This is a genomic window from Nocardioides sp. NPDC057577 (assembly GCF_042801335.1).
Classification (GTDB): Bacteria; Actinomycetota; Actinomycetes; order Propionibacteriales; family Nocardioidaceae; genus Nocardioides.
Genome location: NZ_JBHVGB010000067.1, coordinates 1 through 20,453 on the forward strand (window position 1 = coordinate 1; position 20,453 = coordinate 20,453).

Annotated in this window: 10 protein-coding genes and 1 tRNA gene; all 11 read right to left on the bottom strand. The window is 63.2% G+C overall.

Features of this window, described 5'->3' with window-relative positions; genetic code table 11:
• Positions 1 to 1,766 precede the first annotated feature (1,766 nt).
• Positions 1,767 to 2,129 carry a hypothetical protein gene (locus ACFU7D_RS15020; protein ID WP_378868292.1) on the bottom strand — a complete coding sequence of 121 codons (363 nt, stop codon included), beginning with the start codon at positions 2,127 to 2,129 and terminating at the stop codon, positions 1,767 to 1,769.
• 243 nt (positions 2,130 to 2,372) lie between these two features.
• Positions 2,373 to 3,257 carry a type I-C CRISPR-associated protein Cas7/Csd2 gene (gene cas7c, locus ACFU7D_RS15025; RefSeq protein WP_378868294.1) on the bottom strand — a complete coding sequence of 295 codons (885 nt, stop codon included), beginning with the start codon at positions 3,255 to 3,257 and terminating at the stop codon, positions 2,373 to 2,375.
• A gap of 1 nt (position 3,258) precedes the next feature.
• Entirely contained in the window at positions 3,259 to 5,064 is a 1,806-nt protein-coding gene (gene cas8c, locus ACFU7D_RS15030; RefSeq protein ID WP_378868297.1) for a type I-C CRISPR-associated protein Cas8c/Csd1, read from the bottom strand.
• Positions 5,065 to 5,071: 7 nt separating this feature from the next.
• Positions 5,072 to 5,890: a type I-C CRISPR-associated protein Cas5c gene (gene cas5c / locus ACFU7D_RS15035; RefSeq protein ID WP_378868299.1), complete on the bottom strand. Its 819-nt coding sequence runs from the start codon at positions 5,888 to 5,890 to the stop codon at positions 5,072 to 5,074.
• Positions 5,821 to 8,127 carry a CRISPR-associated helicase Cas3' gene (gene cas3 / locus ACFU7D_RS15040; protein WP_378868301.1) on the bottom strand — a complete coding sequence of 769 codons (2,307 nt, stop codon included), beginning with the start codon at positions 8,125 to 8,127 and terminating at the stop codon, positions 5,821 to 5,823. The genes cas5c and cas3 overlap by 70 nt, the downstream gene beginning before the upstream one ends.
• Before the next feature lie 368 nt (positions 8,128 to 8,495).
• Positions 8,496 to 9,263, bottom strand: coding sequence for a hypothetical protein (locus tag ACFU7D_RS15045; protein ID WP_378868304.1), 768 nt, complete (start codon positions 9,261 to 9,263; stop codon positions 8,496 to 8,498).
• Positions 9,260 to 9,901, bottom strand: coding sequence for a hypothetical protein (locus ACFU7D_RS15050; protein ID WP_378868307.1), 642 nt, complete (start codon positions 9,899 to 9,901; stop codon positions 9,260 to 9,262). Before ACFU7D_RS15050 ends, ACFU7D_RS15045 begins: the two co-directional genes overlap by 4 nt.
• A gap of 1,452 nt (positions 9,902 to 11,353) precedes the next feature.
• On the bottom strand, positions 11,354 to 18,211 hold the full coding sequence (locus ACFU7D_RS15055) for a DNRLRE domain-containing protein (RefSeq protein WP_378868309.1): 6,858 nt from the start codon (positions 18,209 to 18,211) through the stop codon (positions 11,354 to 11,356).
• A gap of 539 nt (positions 18,212 to 18,750) precedes the next feature.
• Positions 18,751 to 19,869, bottom strand: a complete 1,119-nt coding sequence (locus ACFU7D_RS15060; protein WP_378868312.1) for a hypothetical protein — start codon at positions 19,867 to 19,869, stop codon at positions 18,751 to 18,753.
• Between the two features lie 14 nt (positions 19,870 to 19,883).
• Positions 19,884 to 20,204: a helix-turn-helix transcriptional regulator gene (locus ACFU7D_RS15065; protein WP_378868314.1), complete on the bottom strand. Its 321-nt coding sequence runs from the start codon at positions 20,202 to 20,204 to the stop codon at positions 19,884 to 19,886.
• 118 nt (positions 20,205 to 20,322) lie between these two features.
• A tRNA-Asn gene (locus tag ACFU7D_RS15070) sits at positions 20,323 to 20,395 on the bottom strand.
• Positions 20,396 to 20,453 lie beyond the last annotated feature (58 nt).

The following is a 20,453-nucleotide window of genomic DNA, read 5'->3' on the forward strand; positions in this document are numbered from 1 at the left end:
GGCCGTCCATCTCGCGGGCCAGTCGCCAGAAGGCCTTCGATCCCTGAAGGTGATGTTCCGTGACCTGGAACGGACGGCGGAACGGATCTCGTACGAGAACGATCGACTCGTCGACTTCCAGCGACATGGAGCCGGCCTACCCCAGGCCCGATGACAGGAGTGCCGATGGGCAGGTACAGCGCCGGATCGGCCTGTATGACGACCCGGATGATCAGTCACTGGATGACCTGCGGGGAGCAGGTCGGATAAAACAACGAACTCCGCCTGTCCTGTTTGACCAGGTCAGGCGGAGTTTTCTTGCTCCCCCGGTTGGACTCGAACCAACAACCCTCCGCTGTCTGATCGGATTGTTGGACCTGACCTGCCCACCCTCACCCCTCACGGGTGTGGCGGCATGTGCTCTCGTGCTGACATGTGTCCTGACCTGCACAAACTTCCGACCGGCTTGCCGAGTGATCGACTCTCACGATCGCCAGCCGTGCCTCACGACGTTGCCACTGTACGCCCGCCCTTGCGGACTCGTGCCGTCAAACCGTGACCAATTGTGTGACCAGAGTGCATCCCGCTGCTGTCCGAGCAGGTCATCACTACTGCCCGGACTACATCACGTCTCACCAGTGGCAGGCGGCTGACGGCATAGCCCACCTACAGCGGGACAGGAGCTCCTCGCCGCCTCGCCTCCACGAACGCCGCGGGTCCCGGTAGTAGCCGAAGTTGAGACTGCCACCTCAGCTCGTCGCCGAGATGCACGTAGAGCACGTCGGCGATGGTCCAGCCGGCACGGAGGTTGAGACTCCCACCTCGGCTCGTCGCCGAGGTGCACGCGCGGGGGTTGACTGCATCCCGAGCATCCCTGGAGGTTGAGACTCCCACCTCGGCTCGTCACCGAGGTGCATCACCAGGTCATCCTCGTACGTGACGGCGTCGAGGTGTTGAGACTCCCACCTCGGCTCGTAGCCGAGATGCACACTACGCCGCCGCGAAGCAGACTGGGTTCACCGTGTTGAGACTCCCACCTCGACTCGTCACCGAGGTGCACCGACCCCACACCCGGGCGATGCCGCCGGTCTCGATGTTGAGACTCCCACCTCGGCTCATCGCCAAGGTGCACGGCCCGGTGGGTCATCAGCTCGAGGGCGACCTTGCGGTTGAGACTCCCACCTCGGCTCGTCGCCGAGGTGCACCACCTCGCGCTTGTCGGCTCGGCCGTTGCCGGTGATGTTGAGACTCCCACCTCGGCTAGCCGCCAAGGTGCGCGAACTCGTTGCTATGGAACGGGCGGTAGTGCGCCATGTTGGGATTCCCACCTTCGGCTCGTCGTCGAGGAGCACCGCCGGGACCAGCGATACCACAACGATCTCGAACAAGTTGAATCTCCCACCTCGGCCTGTCGCCGAGGTGCACGCGTCGGCGGCGGACGCCGGGTCGTTGTGGACCGAAATGAGACTCCCACCTCGACTCAAGGCCGATGTGCACCATGGGCCTTGGCGTGCTGGGCCAAGCGTTCGCGGTAGCTGAGACTCCCCTCGGTGTCATGGCCGAGGTGCACGGCCTGCGCCAAGGCCCGCGGGTGCACGAGATGGCGTTGAGACTCCCGCCTCGGGACGTGTCCGAGGCGCACATGGCCTCGAGCTGCCACCGAAACCGACGCGATGACGTCGGGACTCCCACCTCGGGTCCGTGGCCGACCAACACGCCATCGACCGTCGGCACGGCGTACTCGCCTCGATGTTGAGACTCCCACGTCGACTCGTCCCCGAGATGCACTACTTCACGCCGACGCCCAGGCCTTCGGGCTCGATGTTGAGACTCCCACCTCGGCTCGACGCAGAGGTGCACCCAAGCAGCCCGTCCTCCAGGAGCGGTGGGACTGGTTGAGACTCCCACCTCGGCTCGACACCGAGGTGCACCTCGTCGGCGGCCTCCTCGAACTCGGTCCAGGTCTTGTTGAGACTCCCACCTCGGCTCCACGCCGAGGTGCACCACTGAACACCTTCGGACTCAAGGGCCGCGACATGTTGAGATTCCCACCTAGGCTCGACGCCGAGGCGCACCAGCGCGCTCACGGCCGCGGCGTCGTCGGCGGCGACTGGTTGAGACTCCCACCTTGACTCGTCACCGAACTGCACCGTCGGCGCCGTAGATCTCGGCCTTGGGGGCGTAGTTGAGACTCCCACCTCGGCTCGTGGCCGAGGTGCACGACTCGGGATCGCCGCCACGGAACACGCAGTTGCGATTGAGACTCCCACCCCGGCTCGTGGCCGAGGTGCACCATGCGGAGGTCCTTCCAGCCATGTTCCGTGGTGGAGCTGAGACTCCCACCTCGACTCGTCGCCGAGGTGCACGGCGATTGACCTAGCCATCGGTCACGATCAGAGCACGGTCTCGAGTGACACCCCGGCCGGCACGTCACCTTCGGCCGGCGGCGTGATGGCGTAGTCGGCGGATGTTGTCGGGACCTCGGCGTCGGTCACCTTCGTGATCTTCACCGTGTCGAACAGCTTCTTCGCCGGCGCGTTACCGAGCGCACTTGAGTGGCTGAAGACGAAGAGGTTCCGCACCGCAACATCGGGGCGCGCCGCGCTGCGGGTAACCTCGAACATGTTGGCGATGGTGGACCAGAGAAGCTCCAAGTCCTCTTTGGTGACCTGGTTGTCTCGGGTCGGCTGGTAGTGGATGCGGCAGACGTACAGCCCGTAGGGAACGACGGTCTTGTTTCCCATCTGGGAGGCGTTGTCTTTGTCCTCTTCCTTGGTCGAGGCGGTTCTGGTGATGGCCAAGTCGATTGGCAGCACCGGATGTACCGAGCGGCCAAGGCCAACAGTTACCGGACCGGTGACCTTGCCGGCCGACGCTTTCCCGGTACTCATTACAGCGCCGAACATCCGTACGTCGAAGTATTTGTCCACCATGTAGGGACCGGCCTTGGCGACCGATGCAGGATCTGCCTTGTCCTTCTCCGCTCTCGTCTCCAGTCCCAGGTCGTCGTAGGCCGCCTCCAGCTGCTCGTTGAGAGAGACACCGCGTCGGATGAAGATCTGGTTGCGGTCGGACGGAATCATGCCCTCCTTCACCTGGTACTCCACGACATCGCGGATCTTCCGCTTGATGCTGGCGTCGGAGACGAGCCCGTGGCCGGTATCGAGGTCGGTGCGCGGCTTGCCGGCGTTGTCGGGGTCACCATTGGGATTGGAGTCGGTCGCCTCGAACAGCAACAGCGCGTCGTGCTTCACGGTGGGGTCAGTGCGGGATGCCATGTCAGTTCTCCTCGGGGGTCTGGTTCGGCTCGGTTGGTTCGGGACGCTGGAATCGCGCTTGGCGCTGCTGGTAGTAGCCGGCGATCCAGAGTGCTTGGTCCTCTGTGGAGAGGCGCCCAGGCGCGGCGCCGCAGCGGGCGTGCAGATCGTCGATGCGTTTGCTGGTTGCGATCTCGGCTCCCTTGGCGCCCTTGCGGCGCAAGACTCGAAGGTGCTGCACCTCCAGTGCGGACAGTGCATGCTCGACGCTCGCGGGATGGGAGGATGCCCGCTCGAAGTAGCGGTCCCTGATCGAGGCGTTGACCTCGCCCAGCGCGGCGTACTGCAGGGACTCACGGACAGCGAAAAGGCGTCCGGAAAGATAGGCCGGCTCGGTCCGGCTCTCATCCAGGTACTGCGACAACGGCTTCTCCTTGAGATAGGTGCGGTTCAGGGTCAGGCGAATCAGCCCGAAGCGGGCTCGCCACCGGTGGCGAACGACTCCGACGACACGCGCGTCTGAGTGGTTCTGGTAGTGGACCTCTGCCCGCGCTCGCCGCAGCGCGCTCGGCAGCAGGTTCGGAGGCAAGGAAGAACCGGTGAGCGCGCAGCGGATCAGCGCCTCGCGCGAGCCTTCGGGAAGGTCTGTGGAGAAACCGTCGGACGGCACGTAGCCGCCGCAGCTTCGAGCCATCTCCGAGAGGGACGAGTGCGGCTTCTCAATGTCAGGTGCCGCGCTGTTGTCGAACCAGCTCAAGACGTTGGCGTGGACGTCGAGGAGTGGCAGATCGATCCACTGCCGCACCACCAGACGGGCGACGTTGCCCGAGAACGTAAGCGCGTAGAAACGATCATCCTGGTCCAGACCCCCTACCGGAGCTCTGCCCTTGTCGAGGGCGGTCAGGAAGTCGGCAACCTGCTCAGGATTCGGTTGCTCCAGCGTGTTGAAGTCGAAGTGATCGTCCGTGGTCCACCAGATGGTCGCCCGGTCCTCGCTGCGACCGCCCCATCGGTGCTTACGGTCACCTGCGAGGGCGTTGAACGCCGAGACCGCACCCGCGGCACACTCTGAACAAATCGGCGCCGATTTCAGGCCCTTACCACTCGCACCCCGAGAAGCAGCCGAGAAGTTAACGCTGATCAGTGCGACGTTCGAGGTGGTGGTGGCCGGAATCATCGATCCGATCAGAAACTGGGGCAACGTTTCGACCGTGGGCTTGAGGTCACCGCATGCGAGGCATACCTGGGTGCGGCCACTTGACTTCAACTCTGTCGCCCGCGTGCTCCAGAACTGGCGAGCCGACGCCTTTCCGTGCATCTGCATCGAGCTTCCAACGCTGATGGCGATCAGGTCCGTTTCCAAACGCTTTGCACTGAACGCATCAAGTGCACCCACGGCATCGTCCAGCCCAGGTGATCCGTTCTCGCGCCACCGCAGAAAGATTCGTGCGTCGTCGTCATCGGCAGCTTCGGCGTACTCCCTCAACAAGTTGTCGAACGCCTGCCGCTTGGCTGCGGCCTTCTTGTCCTCGGCGGCCTGCTTCGCCGGATCGGACTCGATCTTCGACCTGCCAAGCACATAGGGAGCGTTGTCGCACGCGAGCAACGGCATGACCTTCGAGGTGCGGGCGATGTTGGGAACCGTCGCCGTCGGCGCAATAGCTCGACGCTTGCCGCCAGATGTCTCCTCGGCGTGATGGCGAGGGAATATCTGACACCCAGCGGCGTCATCATCGATGTGGAACACGAACCCAAGGGGCTTTCGTGCGTAGCCGGTCGGCACTTGGTCCCCAGAGTCTGCGTACTCGGTCAGCGCTCGTAGCAGCATCGCGTTGTCACCGAGCCTTCTCGTTGTGCTCGGCCATCAACCCGGTGCGCGGCACCTCCAGGACACCGTTGACCACCTTGGCCGCGAACCAGTCGTACGTCTCAGCGGCAGTGCGATCGTCGTAGCTGATCGAGTGGAGCATGATGCCGAGATCCTCAGTCCAGTCGACCGGCCCCTGGTCGGTCGACTCACTCACGTCGGCGTGGAACTCCCGCATGCCGAGGAAGGGCGTGCGGAAGGACTGACCGCGCTTCACACGTCGGAGGAACTGGTCCCGCCATTTCGCGGGGTCCTGTTCTCGCGCGTGCGGATGCACCCACACGTTGGCGTGGATCCGGTAATGGACATCGCGCAGCATGGTGGTCATTCGCTGCTGCACGGTGTCGTCGACGTCGAGGTATCCCTGTGACAGGTGATCGCGGGTGATGGCGGATCCACTCTCGTTGCGGCGGAACGTCGTCCAGGCCACTGGGGCGAGTACCTCGATGCGCTCGATGACCCACCGCATTTGGGGCTTCCAGAAGATCGATGAGAGCAGCCCGACCGCCGCAGGTGGGGTCATCACTGGGTAGCTCACCCGCTCGCTGTTCATCTCAGGACGGGTGAAGCATGCCCACTCGCCGCTCGTCTCTACGCTGATGGGCGGATATCTGAGGTTGGCAGGGGCGGCGAGCCCTGCCCAGGCGTGGTGTGCGTTCAAGTTTCGTTCTCCTCTAGGTGGCTTCGGTGATTGCTCTGGGTCCTGGGGCGCTCGGGTCACCAGATCGTTGCTTCCCCTGGGCTGTCGAGGACCAGGCCGCATTCGGGGTCGTAGTCGCCCAGCCATAGGACCGGGCCGGCGTCGAGGGACTCAAACATCTCGCCATGCTTCGCGCGCCACCAGTGAGGCGCTGTCGCGGTCACCGTGTTCAACAGCCGGCGCTCGGTCCGGTTCAAGATTCGACCTGGCACGCGAAGTTCATCGATAAGGTTCGCGACTCGTTCCGCAACTTCAGCGGCGGCGCCGTCAGTGACCACCACCGACATGCTGTGGTCTCCGATAAGTTGAAACCTTCGCGCAGTGTCGTCGAATGCCAGCTTCTCGCGCAGGGAGTTGATCTCGGTCGAAAGAGTCGACACCGTCTGGTCATGGTGGAGGGCATAGAGCCGCCGGTAGTAGCGCTCCATCGAGGCGGGATCACCGAAGACGGCCAGACCAGTACCCCTGCCTCTCACAAACATTGACTCGGTGACTTGGGTTGCGTTTGCGTACTCACCCTGGGGGATGCGGGCGCCTTCAGGCTGAAAGACGATCACCCGCCCAGCACTGCCGAGGCGGCCTTCGCGGTTACAGCGACCAGCGCTCTGCACAACAGAGTCGGCAGGTGCGAGTGCCCGATAGACGACAGGAAAGTCGATATCCACGCCGGCCTCGATCAACTGCGTCGAAACCAGGATCACCGACGCCCCTGATCTGAGCAGACTCTTCGCCGTAGCGAGCGTGGCGGCCCGATGGCTGCTGTACATCCGCGTGGAGAGGTGCAACACTCGCGCACCGTGGTCGGCACGGGACTTGATCAGCCCGTGAAGTTGCTGGGCGTCCGCAGTTGTGTTGACGATGACCAGCACTTGGGCGGCCTCTGCGACCTCCTCGGCGATCTCTGACCACGGCTGTTGCCGCTCACGAACGTCGTAGCTGACTCGTTGGGTGACAGCTGGCACGTAGTCCGTCGGCATCACATCCACCATTGGGACCTCGCGCCACTCCTCGAAGGCCCAAAAGGCTGGCTGCGTCGCCGAGGCCAGCAGGAAGGTCACGCCAAAGTGCTCACTCAGCTCTCGCATCATTCGCAAGATCGCTGGAATGAGAGCGAGCGGCAGTGATTGCACCTCATCGATGACGACTACCGAGTTCACGAGCCGGTGCAGCTTTCGAGTCGCCGAAGGCCGGTTGGCGAAGAGAGACTCCAACAACTGGACGGTCGTCGTGACAATGAACTCAGCATCCCAATTGGTCGCGGCCAGACGCCGCCAGCCACTGTCCGCAACCTCGTCATCGACGATGTTGGAGTGATGCTCGAGTACGACATCATCGCCGAGATCGCTAAGGATCTCCCGGTAGACATCAGCGTTCTGGGTTGTGATCGAGGTGAAGGGGACAACCACCACCACCCGCCGCTTACCATGCTCGGCCGCGTGGGTCAGGGCGAAGGCTGCCGCCGACATCGTCTTGCCGCATCCCGTCGGAGCCGGAAGCCGATAGATGCCACCCGTCCCGGGGGGATCGGCCGCACCGACCCGGCACGCGGCATCGAAGTACTCCCAGCGCACTCGTCCGAGCTCGCTGTCCGCAGACCCTGCGAACCGCGTTCGGTAGCTCTGGACAAACGTGTCGCGCAAGATCGTCATGCCCAGGGTCTTCGACTGCCAGGGCGTCGCCGCCCCATCGAAATGGGCCGCGGTGTCAAGAAAGTCAGCGTCGACAAGCGCCGAGTGGCACATCCTGGTGAAGAGCTCCGCCTCCCCAGCCCCCACTACCCAGTGCGGCAAGGACGACCCCTTGGCGAGATGGCGCAGGTCAGTGCCCGTCTCGGCTTCAACCTTCGCGGTCAGCTCATCCAGATGGCTTCGGTTTCGATCCATGAACCTGAGGATCGGATCGACCTTCTTCGGGTCAAGGCGATTCGGAACCCCATGGTGATGACCGAAGTTGGCCAGCGCCATCACCTGCGCGGCACCGACCTGCCCCGCATCGAGAAGCAGCGCGGCGAGTGCGGCGCCCTCGACCTTGTGCGGCGTCCCAAGGCTGCCCCCACCGTCTAAGGCGCGCTGCATGAGCGCGCCCTGGACATCCTCCGCCAGCTTCCCCGCATCGTGAGTCAGACCGAGGAGGCGGCAAAGATTCGAAGCACCGAAGCCTGCGCCAAAGCCAGCAGCCAGGTCTCCAACTCCCTGGGCATGATCACGCCAGAGATGCCAACGGGACGCATCCGAGTGGGACGGCGTGTGCGCGAAGAGAGTTGTATGGGTCGAGAGCGGCCTTTTCGGGACAGCATCTAGTCCAGAATCCACGGAATCGGACACTAGCCTCGGCCACCGACAGTTTTAGTCGACTCCTGATTAGCCTCAGTTTGGGTCCCCAATAGTGGGTGCTCACTGATGCCGTGACTCCGCGTGGACGTCAATCTCGTGTCCTGATTCCCGGCAAGAAGGGCACCGACGAGCCGGGTGCGTCCTGACGTCGACAGAGCAGGGGATCTCCACAAGGCCGGAGCAACCGTCGGCGTAGACGGATGACGTCAGGGGAATCGGCGACGTGTCGTCGCACAACAAAGCATCCAGTCACGCTCGGACGCTGGCCCGCATACGACGCGCTGAGTAGCGGCTCGACGACCACTCGGGGTTGCTTAGTCCGCGGCCGGGGGGCTGCTCCCCCGGAGGTTGAGGCGAAGTCAACAAGCTGTCCCGCGGTCCCACAGCTCCTCAAACTCACGACAGAATCGATCGAACCACGGCGAGTCCGTCGGCGTCAGCACAAAGATCGGCGCCGCCTCTCCAGAGGGTTTCGTCTGGTACATCTGCACCATCAGGCGGCCATTGGGCTGAGCGGTGTCGATCAGGTTGAGGCCCACCCTCGGAAGCAACGATGTGACTCTCACCTCGACCTGACTCCCTGCTGCACCAGGTAGTGCCTTGGCCATGGCGATGGACTGACGGATCATCGCGGCTAGATCATCGACAGCCGGTTCAAACCGTCGACTGGCCGCAACCATATGCAGAAGACCCAGATTGGCCGGGTCGGGAAGCAGGATGCGCACGCTACCTCCGTGGTCCAGGATCCTGACTAGGTCGGACTGCATGGTCGGCAATGTACGTCCCATCGTGAGTCCCGCGAACGCATAGGAGTGAGTCGCCTGAGAGCGTGCCTCGTAGTACGCAGCAGGGAAGTCTGCTTCGAACACCGCCGTCTGGTTCCTATGCCACGAGGCCACAAGCTTGCGGATCTCCTCCCGTCCACGGATCTGCGACACGGCGAGAAGGGCCAATAGGCCAAGCACGACCGAACTCAGGACCTGGACGTTGGCGATGCCAATCGCGCCCAAGACGGTGAAAGCTACCGAAGCAGCGACTAGCGCCCAGAGGTCGATCGTCTCTCCGCTTCGGATGTCATTCCAACACCAGCGAAGCAACCGCCCAACAGGGTTCCTGCCAGTGGTCATCGACCTTCCTCAACTCTCGCTTGCAACTCATCCAACAGACGGCTCCGCAGGTCCTCACCTACGGCCAACCGAGGTCTCCTCCCGGACACCAGCGGTGTGCGTGAGAAGACCTGCACGCGCTCGATACGTGCCTTCGATGTCAGCAGCAGAGTTGAGGCGTACCTGTCGAGAGGAATGATCGTCTCGTGGGCGATTCCCGCAGGCACCATGTGCAACTCACCGCGGCCGAAGGTGCGCACCGCCGCCGACTGTAGGGATGTGGTGCCGACTGCGGTGAGGACGTCGGGATCCCTCAAGTAGTCGATCTCCGCCGCATGTACTTCCTCGCCCTCGGTGTCGCCTACAACGTGAAAGATGCGTTCACCGTATGTACCAGAGAGAACTGTCGAACACAGGTCCCACACGTGCGTGTGAACATTCGCTTCGGCGCCGCCAAGTTTGCGATGCATCGCAGGCCATATGTGCAGGCGAAGATTGCCCAACGGGTGGGCACCCAACGTGAACACAACGAACCCGTTCGGGTGCCAAGCAGCGGGCGCGTGGCGAGCCCGTTGAACAATCGATGAGACGCCAGTTCTCACCATCTCCCGAAGCTCAATCTGAGCAGCAACGAGGAAGTCGGCAGTCGACTCGATCACTCACTCCTCCGACGCATGCGTGTTGCAGACCCCTTCCAGACGTGCCCGACCTGCGCTGGCGGGGTTGCCCCGGGGGATCATGATGCCCTCTTCGCCCGCGTGTCGTCGGCACTTTGGTGGCTACTGCCCCAGTAGGAAGCCACGGTACAGATCGCCGCTTGGATGGTGTGCGCATCTGCCAGAACGCGTCGCAGCCGACGAGGTCCGGCTCCAGTACGCGAGCAAACGCCGAAGGCCGTCGGTGGTCATCGTTACCGTGAGCAGCATGTTGAGTTCAGGCAGCACTCGATTCAGCGCCGACGCACCAGACACGACGACAACAACTGCGCGGAGCACAGCCTTGGCGACCTCGAGCCTCTCGGGGCCCGCGAGTGTTGTTGGCATCCCGCGGCTCGTGCGCCTTCATCCATGCCTTTCTGGGTAACTCGACCACGAGGCGCGGTGCGGACGCCTTCGGATTGAGGTCCCGGGACCCCCTACGTCGATCACGGACGTAGCGATCACAGCGTTCGTCGCCGTTCGCAAAGCGCGGTGCGCGCGGTCTGCGTCAACTCGTTGGGCAACCGATCCTGGTCGCGCACCAAGGGGTGCATCGCTGTCGATCTGATATCGGTCGCGGTAGGCGGCGATGGTGACGACGGCGTGGAACCAGCGATCGCGGGCAGTTGGTTCGGTGGGTGGAGCGCCCATCCGTCGTAGCCATGCCGGGTCAGCCTGGACCGCCTGTTCGGCAAGTGCTCGACCTCTCGTCTCGATCAAGGCCGCACGTTCGCTGAGCGCAGTGTCGTACTCGTCTGGCAGAGGGGCGCTCACGACGGCGATAAGGCCGGCGATGAAGTTCCCGCTCGTCGATGTTGGTCGACTGGATGCGAGGCGGAGTCGGTGGTGGAGCACAGCCGCTATGTCCTCGAGATCGGGTCGCCGCGCGACCCGGCACACCGCTGCTGGCCCGGGCGTCTAGGTCGCCCTAGGCCCCGGAGCGCTGATAGCGGTCCCTGCCCAGATGCTCGACCGGGACACCACCACGCCAGAGCCCTAAGAACACAATCCACGCGACAGACCCCTTGGCCGCCGTCCATCACCAGGCCCGTCTGACATGACTAGACGCAGGTCGGCGCGGGGAGCTGCCCGACCTTGCCGTGGCCATGCGTCAACCAATGGACTTACTGCTCGAACTGGCAGAACGACTCAACTTGAGAACGACGGCTAGTTCATCGGCCACCATTTCGACCAGCCACACTGATAGCCGCCCAGAAAATGGCGAGAAGCAGAGCGAATAGGCCGAAATGTGCACCGATGAGCATGCCTATCTCGGGTGCGGATGGCCGCAGGGTCGGCGGAGAATTCGGGTGCGCGTTCTGATCAAGGAAACCCAGTAGAAGTTCTGCAGCGATTATGACAAAAGTTGCCACAGCCGCAATTACGGCTGCCTTCTTGAGCCTGTGCCACATACTAGTACCTGTCCACGATTCTTGAGGAGCCTCCAGCATAGATCTTCACCCAGATTCTGTGCCACCTCCACTTGTTGCAGAACCAGCCTAGAGGACCGGTTGCGCAACCACGAGTCTGCATCCAGAAGTAAAGATTCGTGACACCGTCGGAATCCTTCCACGATTCAGAGATTGCCCGTCTGTCTGAATAGGTAGGTCCCTGATCGTTCTGCACCTGATAGATGTTGTATCCCCAAGCGTCCGTCGTACCAGAGATATTGTAATTTCGGGGAGACCGACCCCTGGTCCAACACCATCGGAATGCAACGTACAACTTATAGAAGGTGACGCCAGCAGCCCATGGCTGGGTGAAACTTCTTTTCTTGCAGCCTGCAGCGTAGTAGACGGCTCTGCCATCAAGGTCGTGGCTGTTGATCGGATCCGTCGGATATGAGTATCTATTCGGTCCGCCACCGAGAACGGAGTCTATGGACTGAAACTGTCCGGTTCCGGTCGCGTACAGTCGGGCACCCATTAGTACAACTCCACCAACGGTGTCCTGGCCGCCAGCGCGCTGGTGTGCACCTAGGTAGCCGTACCGCGAAGTTTTGGCTTCTTCGTTTGCCTGGTTGCCATATTCGTCTACCTCGGCGTAGGCCAACATACCCGAGTCGGCTGCACCGTCGATACTTGCCACGAAGTCGTTATGGAGGTTAGCGATCGTCCAGGAGGTTATTCCAGCTGATACCGACGCAACCATTCCGATCCCTTCAACGCTTACGTTGCGCTGTGAGGTCCAGGTTTGGCCAGCATCTGTTGTGCTCGAGATGTATGACGGACTGTCGCCTGAGCCAGCGTATTCGTAGCGCGACCTTTGCGATTCTGATCCATCCGTTGTTGACTTGATGGTCATGATTCGACCTGTGGGATCGAGCGTGTATTCGCGCCCCTCCGTGCGTGTGACGGTCGTGCCGTCAGCGGCAGTGATCTGAAGTTGCTGGACCATCGACTTGACCATGTCATTAGCGCGATAGCCAATCTGAAGCGGTCCTGCTCCAGGGCCGCTGCTGGTGTCGATCGCGGGCACAGTCAGTGCCCGGCCAAGGGGATCGTAGGTGTAGCCGTCATTGGTGGTGCGGCTGGCCGAGTCGTACGTAGTGGACTTCGAGTGTGTGGCCATCGCGACCTGACATGCACCTGCTCCGTTGCCTGTGGTCGGGTCGTCTGCCGCCGGACCGTAGGTCGTCAAACTAGTGCGCTCGGAGGCCTGGCTGAACTCGTATGCACGAGTGGCGCATGCACCGTCGCGGGTGTCCGATACCTTCGTCAGCCGCCCTAGGGAATCGTAGCCGAAGTCCTGGCCAGAAGCGGGTGAAGCATAGCTGAGCACACGCCCGTCGACGTCGGTCGTTGCACTGAACCCAAGGATCTCCGTTGCGGCACCGCCCACGACCGCCGTATAGTTGAGTCCCGTTCGGACACCGGTCTCGGTGTATTCATGTGTCGCGGACATGCCATTGGGATAACCCACCTCAATGACCTGCCCCCTCGCGTCACGCGTGAGCGAAAGGATGTCGTTGGTATCGGTCGGCAGGTCGAGATCAACGCTGGTCAACACGTCTCGGTGCTCGCCGGTCGGCTGATCATAGGTGTATTTATAGAGGCTTCGACCATCGTTGAAGGTAGCGACATCTCCGCTGCTTGTGTAGGTTGCGATCGCTTCCAGACCAGAGGCATCTGTCGAGGTCCACTGGCGCCCCCACGTGTCGAAGGTTGTCGAAACCGCGCTCGAGCCGTTATTCGACGTCACCGGCATTCCGGTCGCCGCGTCGTAGGTAACCGTTGTGTCGATGATCTCGTTGGTCGCACCAGTCCCTGCGACCTGAACTCGCATGCTGATCGGACGACCCAGTTTGTCATAGCCGGTGGTTGTGGTGCGGGTGACTGCTGCCGAGATTTCCACGATGGTTGTCGGCTGGAGGTCTGCGTTGTACTCGGCGTGGTGCTTGACTGGCATGGGCTGGCCGGCCGGTTGGCCGGCGGGGCCAGTCTTGCAGGCCAGGCCTTCCCACCCGGCGCGATTCGCGTTCCCAGCGATGTCGCACTCAGGGTCCGCGTTGTTCTTTGAGTAGTAGGAGAACACGGTCGCGTGGGCGTCTGACCCTGCGCCGGAGGCGGTGGTGGCGCCGCCGGGTTGGCGGGTCTCGATCTGACGGCCAGCTTCGTCGTACCGATCGATTGATGTCTCCCGCCAAGTGCCATCGGCGAACTTTACCAGGGTCTTGGTCGGCGTACCTGTCGCCCAGCCGTTGCCGTCACCGTTGACCAGCGGGGCGTATTCGGTGCGGCTAACCTGCTCGTCAAAGACCTCGGTCATGTCGGCACTAGTCGCGTAGTGGTGGGTCTGGACGACCATGTCGAAAGAGATTTTTCCATCTGGATAGGCGGGCTTGGAGCCGCCACCGAGGGTGGGTTCTTCGTCATCGTAATCGTGCAGGGTCGCGGAGCGATAGGTGCCTGTCGTGCCGTCATTCAGTGCCGCGGTCTGGACGGGGCTGTACTCGGCCTCGACGCGCGTCCCCGCCGTGTTGAACTCGGTGATTTCCGAGGCATTGAAGGCAGCTGCCCGCTGTTCTTCCGTAACCGTGCTGGCGGCGAGGGCCGAGTGCCGGCCGGCACCGTCGAGGATGCGGATGGTGTTGCCGTGTTCGTCGTGCCACCTGGTGTCGACCAGCCACACCGGATCGCCGTCGATGTTGGCGTGGACAGCGGTGTTGGTGGTGGTGCCGGGGGCGTCGGAATACCAGAGCTGGGCGTGCTCGATCTCGGCGGCGGTCGGGTTCTTTCGGTCGGCGGGGACCTTGGTTGGGTCGAAGACTGCGAACACCTTGATCGGGGTGACGTCCTGGCCCCAGCGGGCGATTGTTTCAGCGGTCATGTCCGGGAGACCGGCGTGGCCCGGCGCGAGGTCGTAGGCGATGGACCAGGTGGCGGTGCCGCCGCTGGTGGTGTTCTCGTCCTGTGCACGAGTCACTGTCGTGAGCCGGCCGGTGGAGTCGTACTGAAGTTCCCACGCCTTCTGGCCCGGCGGGGTCACCTTCGCCAGCAGCGTCCGCGATGCCACCGTGGTCTCGTCGTAGTCGTAGGTCGAGCACAGCGACGGAAGGGTACCGGCGGCGTCGGGGTCGATGCCGCAGACCTTGGTGAGCAGACCGTTGTTGTAGGTGTATGCCGCCAACGTCGTCAGCGACCCCCCGGCGGTGCCACGCTCGACCTTGACCAGGCGCTTCGAGCCGCCGGTCCCAGTGTAGGAAAGTTCGAGCCAGCGGCATCCTGCCGTCTGCTCGGCGGGGGTGCAGGTAGCAGCTACACCAGGGGTGGTCTGACCGATCCAGGTCGGATACTCCCCGCCGGCAAACGTCGATGTCCCGCCTGGCCCCGGAGTGGTGGTCTTCTTCAGCAGCCATTCCTCCGGCTTGGTACCAGGAGTTACCGGGTCTTCCTCGGTGGCCTCGCTCGCATCGACTGCATCGGACCGCTTCCACTCCCACACGGTCGAGGAGGTCTGGACAGCGCCTGCGGGACGTGACACGGTCAGAGTCGCCCTGGTGGCGGCATCGTTATCCGCCGACGGGTCCAGAGTAATGAAGGAGCCGTCGTTGCCGCCCGCGGGAATGAACCGGACCGGGTTGGACGGGCTGGTCACATCCGCGGTCGCGTCTTCGGGAGTGTAGGTCTGTGAACCGCCACCAGCAGTGACCAAGACGATGGTGCGGTCCTTTGACCGGTTGTCGATGACGGCAGCTCCGGTGTCGCCGTCAGCGACCAGCGTGGTGGTCCAGCCAGGCCCGAACGGACCAGTCTCTGAGGCTGCGGTCGCGGCATCGTAGGAAGAGAAAGTACGTCCCACACCCGCGGTTGTGTCGACGGCGTCGGTTTCGTTGATCGCTGCCTCGCCGGAGAACAATGCCACGGATGCAGGGCCCGCCTGGGTGGTGGGAAAGTTCCCACCAAAGGCGGAGGGCACCAAGTGCACCCGTCGCGCTGGAGTGCACACCGGTGTCGTAGAAGTGCCGTAGGTGAGGCAGCCGCGGATCTCGACCGCGGACGGCGCCTGGATCAAGTCATCGGCGGTGGCAGTGGTGACATCCTTCTCCGCGGAGGCGTCCCAGAATAGCTGTCCTGTGGTCGATTCCGTGGCCGAGCTCGACACCGTGCCCGTCCAGGCCCCGGAGCCCTTCTTTACCGTTGTTGCGGTGTTCCATGTCGTCGATCCGGGGTAGCGCCATGAGAGGGCCCCAGTGACTATGTCGGTGCCCGCGGGAGGGCCCGTGACAGTCACCGGGAAGGCGCCAGTGGAGCGGGCATCTTGGTTCGGCGACACGTAGCCTGCCCCACCGATCCCGAACTTGAGCTCCTTCGTCACGGACAAGTTCCCGGCCTTGTCGGTCGCGGTCACCTTCAACGAGTGCGCACCGTTGCCAGGCAGCCACGAAACCGACGCACCTCCGTACGAGTTCGCCGGAATGATCGTCGCCGCTCCGCCATCTCGAATCACCGAGTACGACTTGGTGTCGTCACTACCTTGGAGCTCGAACCGGATATCGGTAGTGGGCTTGGTGGCGAGCCACGTCGTGTGCTCGAATTCGTCGGCAATGATCTCGAAGGACGGTTTGGTGGTGTCGACCTTGAACGATGTCGCCGCGGATGTTGCAGACCACAGGCGGCCGTCGTAGGCACTGGCCTTGACCGTGTAGGAGTGGCCGTCTACGAGCTTGCCTGATGGCACACTGGTCGAGACCGAGGACCCTGATGTGGACCCGGGAGCTGCCTGGGTCCACGACCACACCGAGGTGGTGCCTTCATAGACCTCGAACTTCGCGCGAACCATGCCGCCATCGGGATCGGAGACCTTCGCCGCCAATGTCGGCGTCAGGCTATTCGACAACCCGCTCGTCAGCGGGTCCACCGTCGGGGCAGCCGGCGTAGAGGGCTTTTGGTTGTAGGTGATGTTGATGTGCGGGCGCAGGTCAGAATCGACGGTGTAGTTCCCCGACCGATACTTCCGCCATGTGTATGTCGAGGTTTCTGGGGCGCCCACCACCCGCAGACCGAATCGGTCAAGGGTCCCGCCGACCCAGCCCCTCACGACCGAAGTCACATCCCAGCTCGCCCAGCCCGCAGGGCATGAAGCGTCATGACCGTACGCGGTGGAGAAATCCACATACGTAGATGAGACGGCGGGTTGGTTTGCCCACGTCAGCGTATCCGCATCCCACGCCGAGCTGATCCGTGCAACCCGGCTGGCACCACCCGTACATGACCCCGAGGTCCAGTTCCGCATTAGCAACTTCGCCGAAGTGACGTCTTTGCCGTTCCACGCAGTCGAGTCGAAGACAAGGAACGAGCGGGCCTTATGCTCCCCGTCAAAGCCCGACCTCAGGTCGGCAGCAGTCTTCTGCGAGGACTGGTAATCCGGGTATTGCAACCACGTGTCGCCCGTCCATACGGTCAACGACGGGTCTACCGTCAAAGGCAGACGAAGATCGGGATCGGTAAGAATCGCCTCCGGCACCGTGAGCTCGATCACCGACTTCTTCGCCGAGTTCTTCCAAGACTTCTTCGGCTTTCCAGACCTCTCGGTCGGCTCGTCCTTGGTGACCTTCACCTCGGCGATGCCAGTCTTGCCGTCGACAGGCTCGCCACTCGCCCCGTAGATCCGCTTCGGGGCCTTCTTGCCGTGGGTTGCCAATGCCAAACCAGCGGGGTCGAGCTCGTCGGGGCCGGTAGTCCCCGCATCCCACAACGTCGGAGCCGGGGCACCAAGTAGCTTCTTGCCCTTCTCATCTTCGATCCGGATCCCACCGGCTTTCGTCGAGACCACCTTCACCGGCGCGATCTTCGAGTCGCGCTCAGCACCGACATCCGTGACGGTCAGACCGAGCGACAACCCAGCCGAGGCGTCCGCAGCGCTCGGCGCAACACCCGAGTTGTTCGTCGAGGCGTCGCCCGTGCGCGCGTCCTTGGCCTGAGCGGTCTCGAGGAGCGAGGAGCCCTCGTTGATGACCCACCAATGCTCGAACCCGGTGACGAACGCCTGCACGACCAGGTCCGTGCTCGGCAGCACATCCTTGTAGATTGCGACATCGCCCTCGACGACGGGCGAGGCGAACTCGACCGGGTTGCCCTCCGTGTCCTCGAGACCGAACTGCATCTCGTGCCCCTGCTCGGTCAACGTCGCGAACCAGTCACCACCGCCACCCGCGAACCGCATCGTCGCCGACGCATGTGCGGGTCGCCACGCCCCACCCTTAGCCTCGACCAGCGTGGTGTCGACCCGGTTCCAGGACGCCGAACCGTCGGCATCGGCCGGACCGTCCTGAACCTGCTCGGGCTCCGTCGCCACCTCCGCAGACCAGGTCCCATCCGGGTTACTGAACACCCGAGTCACCTCGCTGCGCTGCGACCTATCCTCCACGGGGACACCCGCCACCCGCGCTGTCACACTCGCCGACACACTGTCAGGACGAACCGGACGCTCATCCAAATCACCCGCAGGAAGATCGTCGGGTTCAGCGGCGAGGACCGCTGGCGCTGCAGCAGCCGGCAGCGACAGACCTGCGACCGTCAAGGCCACACCAAGGACGCCAATCAGGGCCCGCAGGACGAACCTGACCACGGACTGGACAGACAAAACCGCAGGAAGAACCATGGGGAACGACTCCACTTTCAACGAACCAACAGAAGACACGTCGGCCAGGGAGTCGCGAACTACCCAGGATCGAGCAAGCAGGAACGTAATGCACCCAGGGGTATTGCAATGGCCAGAATGGGTGATCCTTACCAAGTTGTTGCCTTGGTGGTACCAGTCGTCGGTCATGAACCAGTCGTTATGCCGGTGTTCGCGCGGGCCATGGCTCTCCGAGACGCCCAACCTCCGACTCATCAAGGGACGCCAGCCCCCGACCCACACCGTAGAGCTCTACCGAGTCGCCGGCACGACCTCCACCCTCCTCGCGCACGCAGCCGCGGACCTGTCCGAGCCGCACGTGTCGATAGCACAGGCCCGTGCAGCGCTGCACTGCGCCATCATGGTCGACGACTCGTCTCTGCGGGCGCTACCACATCATCAACACGCCTCGAACTGCCGGCTGGGGCGATGAACGCCGAGGCTGCCCCTGGTACTGCTGACTCTCGCTTGAGCAAAGATGGAACTTGCCTTCGAGGCGATCGGCGCACACGCGACAACCCAGACAGACGACGCTGGACCGCACGCGTCCGTCCACTGTCCGGTTACCGTCCGGTCGAGAGTCAGTCCGGACAGTAACCAGCCGTCGACGTCAATCACGTTTCCCCAGCTCAATCACCAAATTTCGCCAGCAGCAACTGCTCAAGCGATGGTCGAAAAGTCAGTAGGGATCATCTCCCTGGCACAAATGAGGCTGTACGGCCCGTGGCCGAGCGTATCGGTGTCGTTGCGACGGATCGCGCTGATCGCATCGCTTGACTGGCGCGTTCGGAGTCGGTCCGCTGCGCGGCCGATTCGAGTTTCGTACCGATGGGATCGTCAGTGTCTAGACGATAACGGTCGCGGTAGGCAGCGACTGTCACCACAGAGTCCATCCAACGCGCTCGTAACACTGAGTCGGTTGGCATGGTTCCCAGGAGGCGAATCCAGGGATCTCCTGATCGTATCGATTTCTCGGCGAGGCGACGCGCTCTGGCCTCGATCAAACCGGCGCGGTCTGCGAGGGCTCTGCTCTGGCCAATGGGTTTGCGTACGCCCGGCGAGATCTCGAAGTCGAGGTCGACGTCCTCGCGACGCACCGCGAGCGCTTCACCGGGGCGGCAGGCGGTCGCGGCGATCAGGATGACCAGGTCTTGGTAGACGGAGCTAGGGCGCGGCCCGGGGCGCTTGGCGGTCATCCACGCGTCGATCGCGGCAAGCACGTCCTGGAGGTCTGAAACGGTGACCGCCCGGTCCTTGGATCTCTTGCGTGGGGTCTGGCGCTGGTAGCTGGGCAGGTTCAGCACCGGGTCGGCCTGCATGACGCCCTGGATGATCAGCCACTTGATGAAAGCGTGAAGGACTTTGCGTACGTCTGTGTACCGGCTCGCCGAAACGTCGCGACGGAAGTAGCGGTCCAGGCGCCCTGAGGTGAGCTCGCGCACCGTAAGGTCGCCGAGGTAAGGCGTGATCCAGTTCTTCGCCGTCGAGCGGTAGATCTTGATGCTGCGTGGGTTGGCCCGGCCGATACCGGCCCGTGCGTCGACCATCCGGTTCGCGAAGTAGATCTCGACGGCATCGGCGACCGATGTGGTTGTCTCCACGGTGCCGTCGGAGAGGTCGTTGAGCCGCTCGTCGATCTCGTCGAGCACTGCCTGGCGTGCCTCGGTCTCGGTCCGTCCACTGATCCGAGCCTTGCCCGAGGTGCCGGCGTGATCGCGGTAGCCGGCCTCGGCCTTCCACAACCCTCGTGTGACCTGCCAGGTCCGGACCTTGCCGATCTCTCCTGGCTCGAGTCGTTTACGCGCCATGGTCGACACCCCTGTCACGTGCGCTTGCGGTGCCTGTGGACGATCGGCGGGAGGTCCTTGGGTGTTCCCTTGCCGCGTTGGGAGACGTCGACTCCGTCGGGTGGTGCCCCGTCGGGTGCCTCGACGTGCTCCTCGATCCAGGCCAGCAGGTCGCTGGCTCGGTAGCGGACGCAGCCGCCGACCTGGACCGCGCGGGGTCCGTAGCCGCGGCGTCGCGAACGCCAGGTGCGCAGCGTCGCGACAGGGACGCCGAGCAGCGAAGCCGCCTCGTCGGAGGTGAGCAATCGGAACTGGGTGAGACCTGCGGGGAGCAGGTCGGAGGTTGAGGTCGCCATGAAGGAGAGGTGCGCCAGCTCCCCCGCGCTCCACTCAAAAGTGTGACTACGGCTCTGAACCGGATAAAACAACGAACTCCGCCTGTCCTGTTTGACCAGGTCAGACGGAGTTTTCTTGCTCCCCCGGTTGGACTCGAACCAACAACCCTCCGGTTAACAGCCGAATGCTCTGCCAATTGAGCTACAGGGGAATTGCACCTTGCGGCGCGGGTGAAACCTTAGCAACCCGGCGGCGGCGATCGGAAATCG

Bases quoted from the DNA above. Each gene is read 5' to 3' on its own strand.
- cas5c (WP_378868299.1), bottom strand. From the start codon at position 5,890: ATGGCTGGGCGACTACGACCCCGAATGCGGCCTGGTCCTCGACAGCCC.
- ACFU7D_RS15060 (WP_378868312.1), bottom strand. From the start codon at position 19,869: ATGGCGCGTAAACGACTCGAGCCAGGAGAGATCGGCAAGGTCCGGACC.
- ACFU7D_RS15055 (WP_378868309.1), bottom strand. From the start codon at position 18,211: ATGACCGACGACTGGTACCACCAAGGCAACAACTTGGTAAGGATCACC.
- cas7c (WP_378868294.1), bottom strand. From the start codon at position 3,257: ATGGCATCCCGCACTGACCCCACCGTGAAGCACGACGCGCTGTTGCTG.
- ACFU7D_RS15065 (WP_378868314.1), bottom strand. From the start codon at position 20,204: ATGGCGACCTCAACCTCCGACCTGCTCCCCGCAGGTCTCACCCAGTTC.
- cas8c (WP_378868297.1), bottom strand. From the start codon at position 5,064: ATGCTGCTACGAGCGCTGACCGAGTACGCAGACTCTGGGGACCAAGTG.
- ACFU7D_RS15045 (WP_378868304.1), bottom strand. From the start codon at position 9,263: ATGACCACTGGCAGGAACCCTGTTGGGCGGTTGCTTCGCTGGTGTTGG.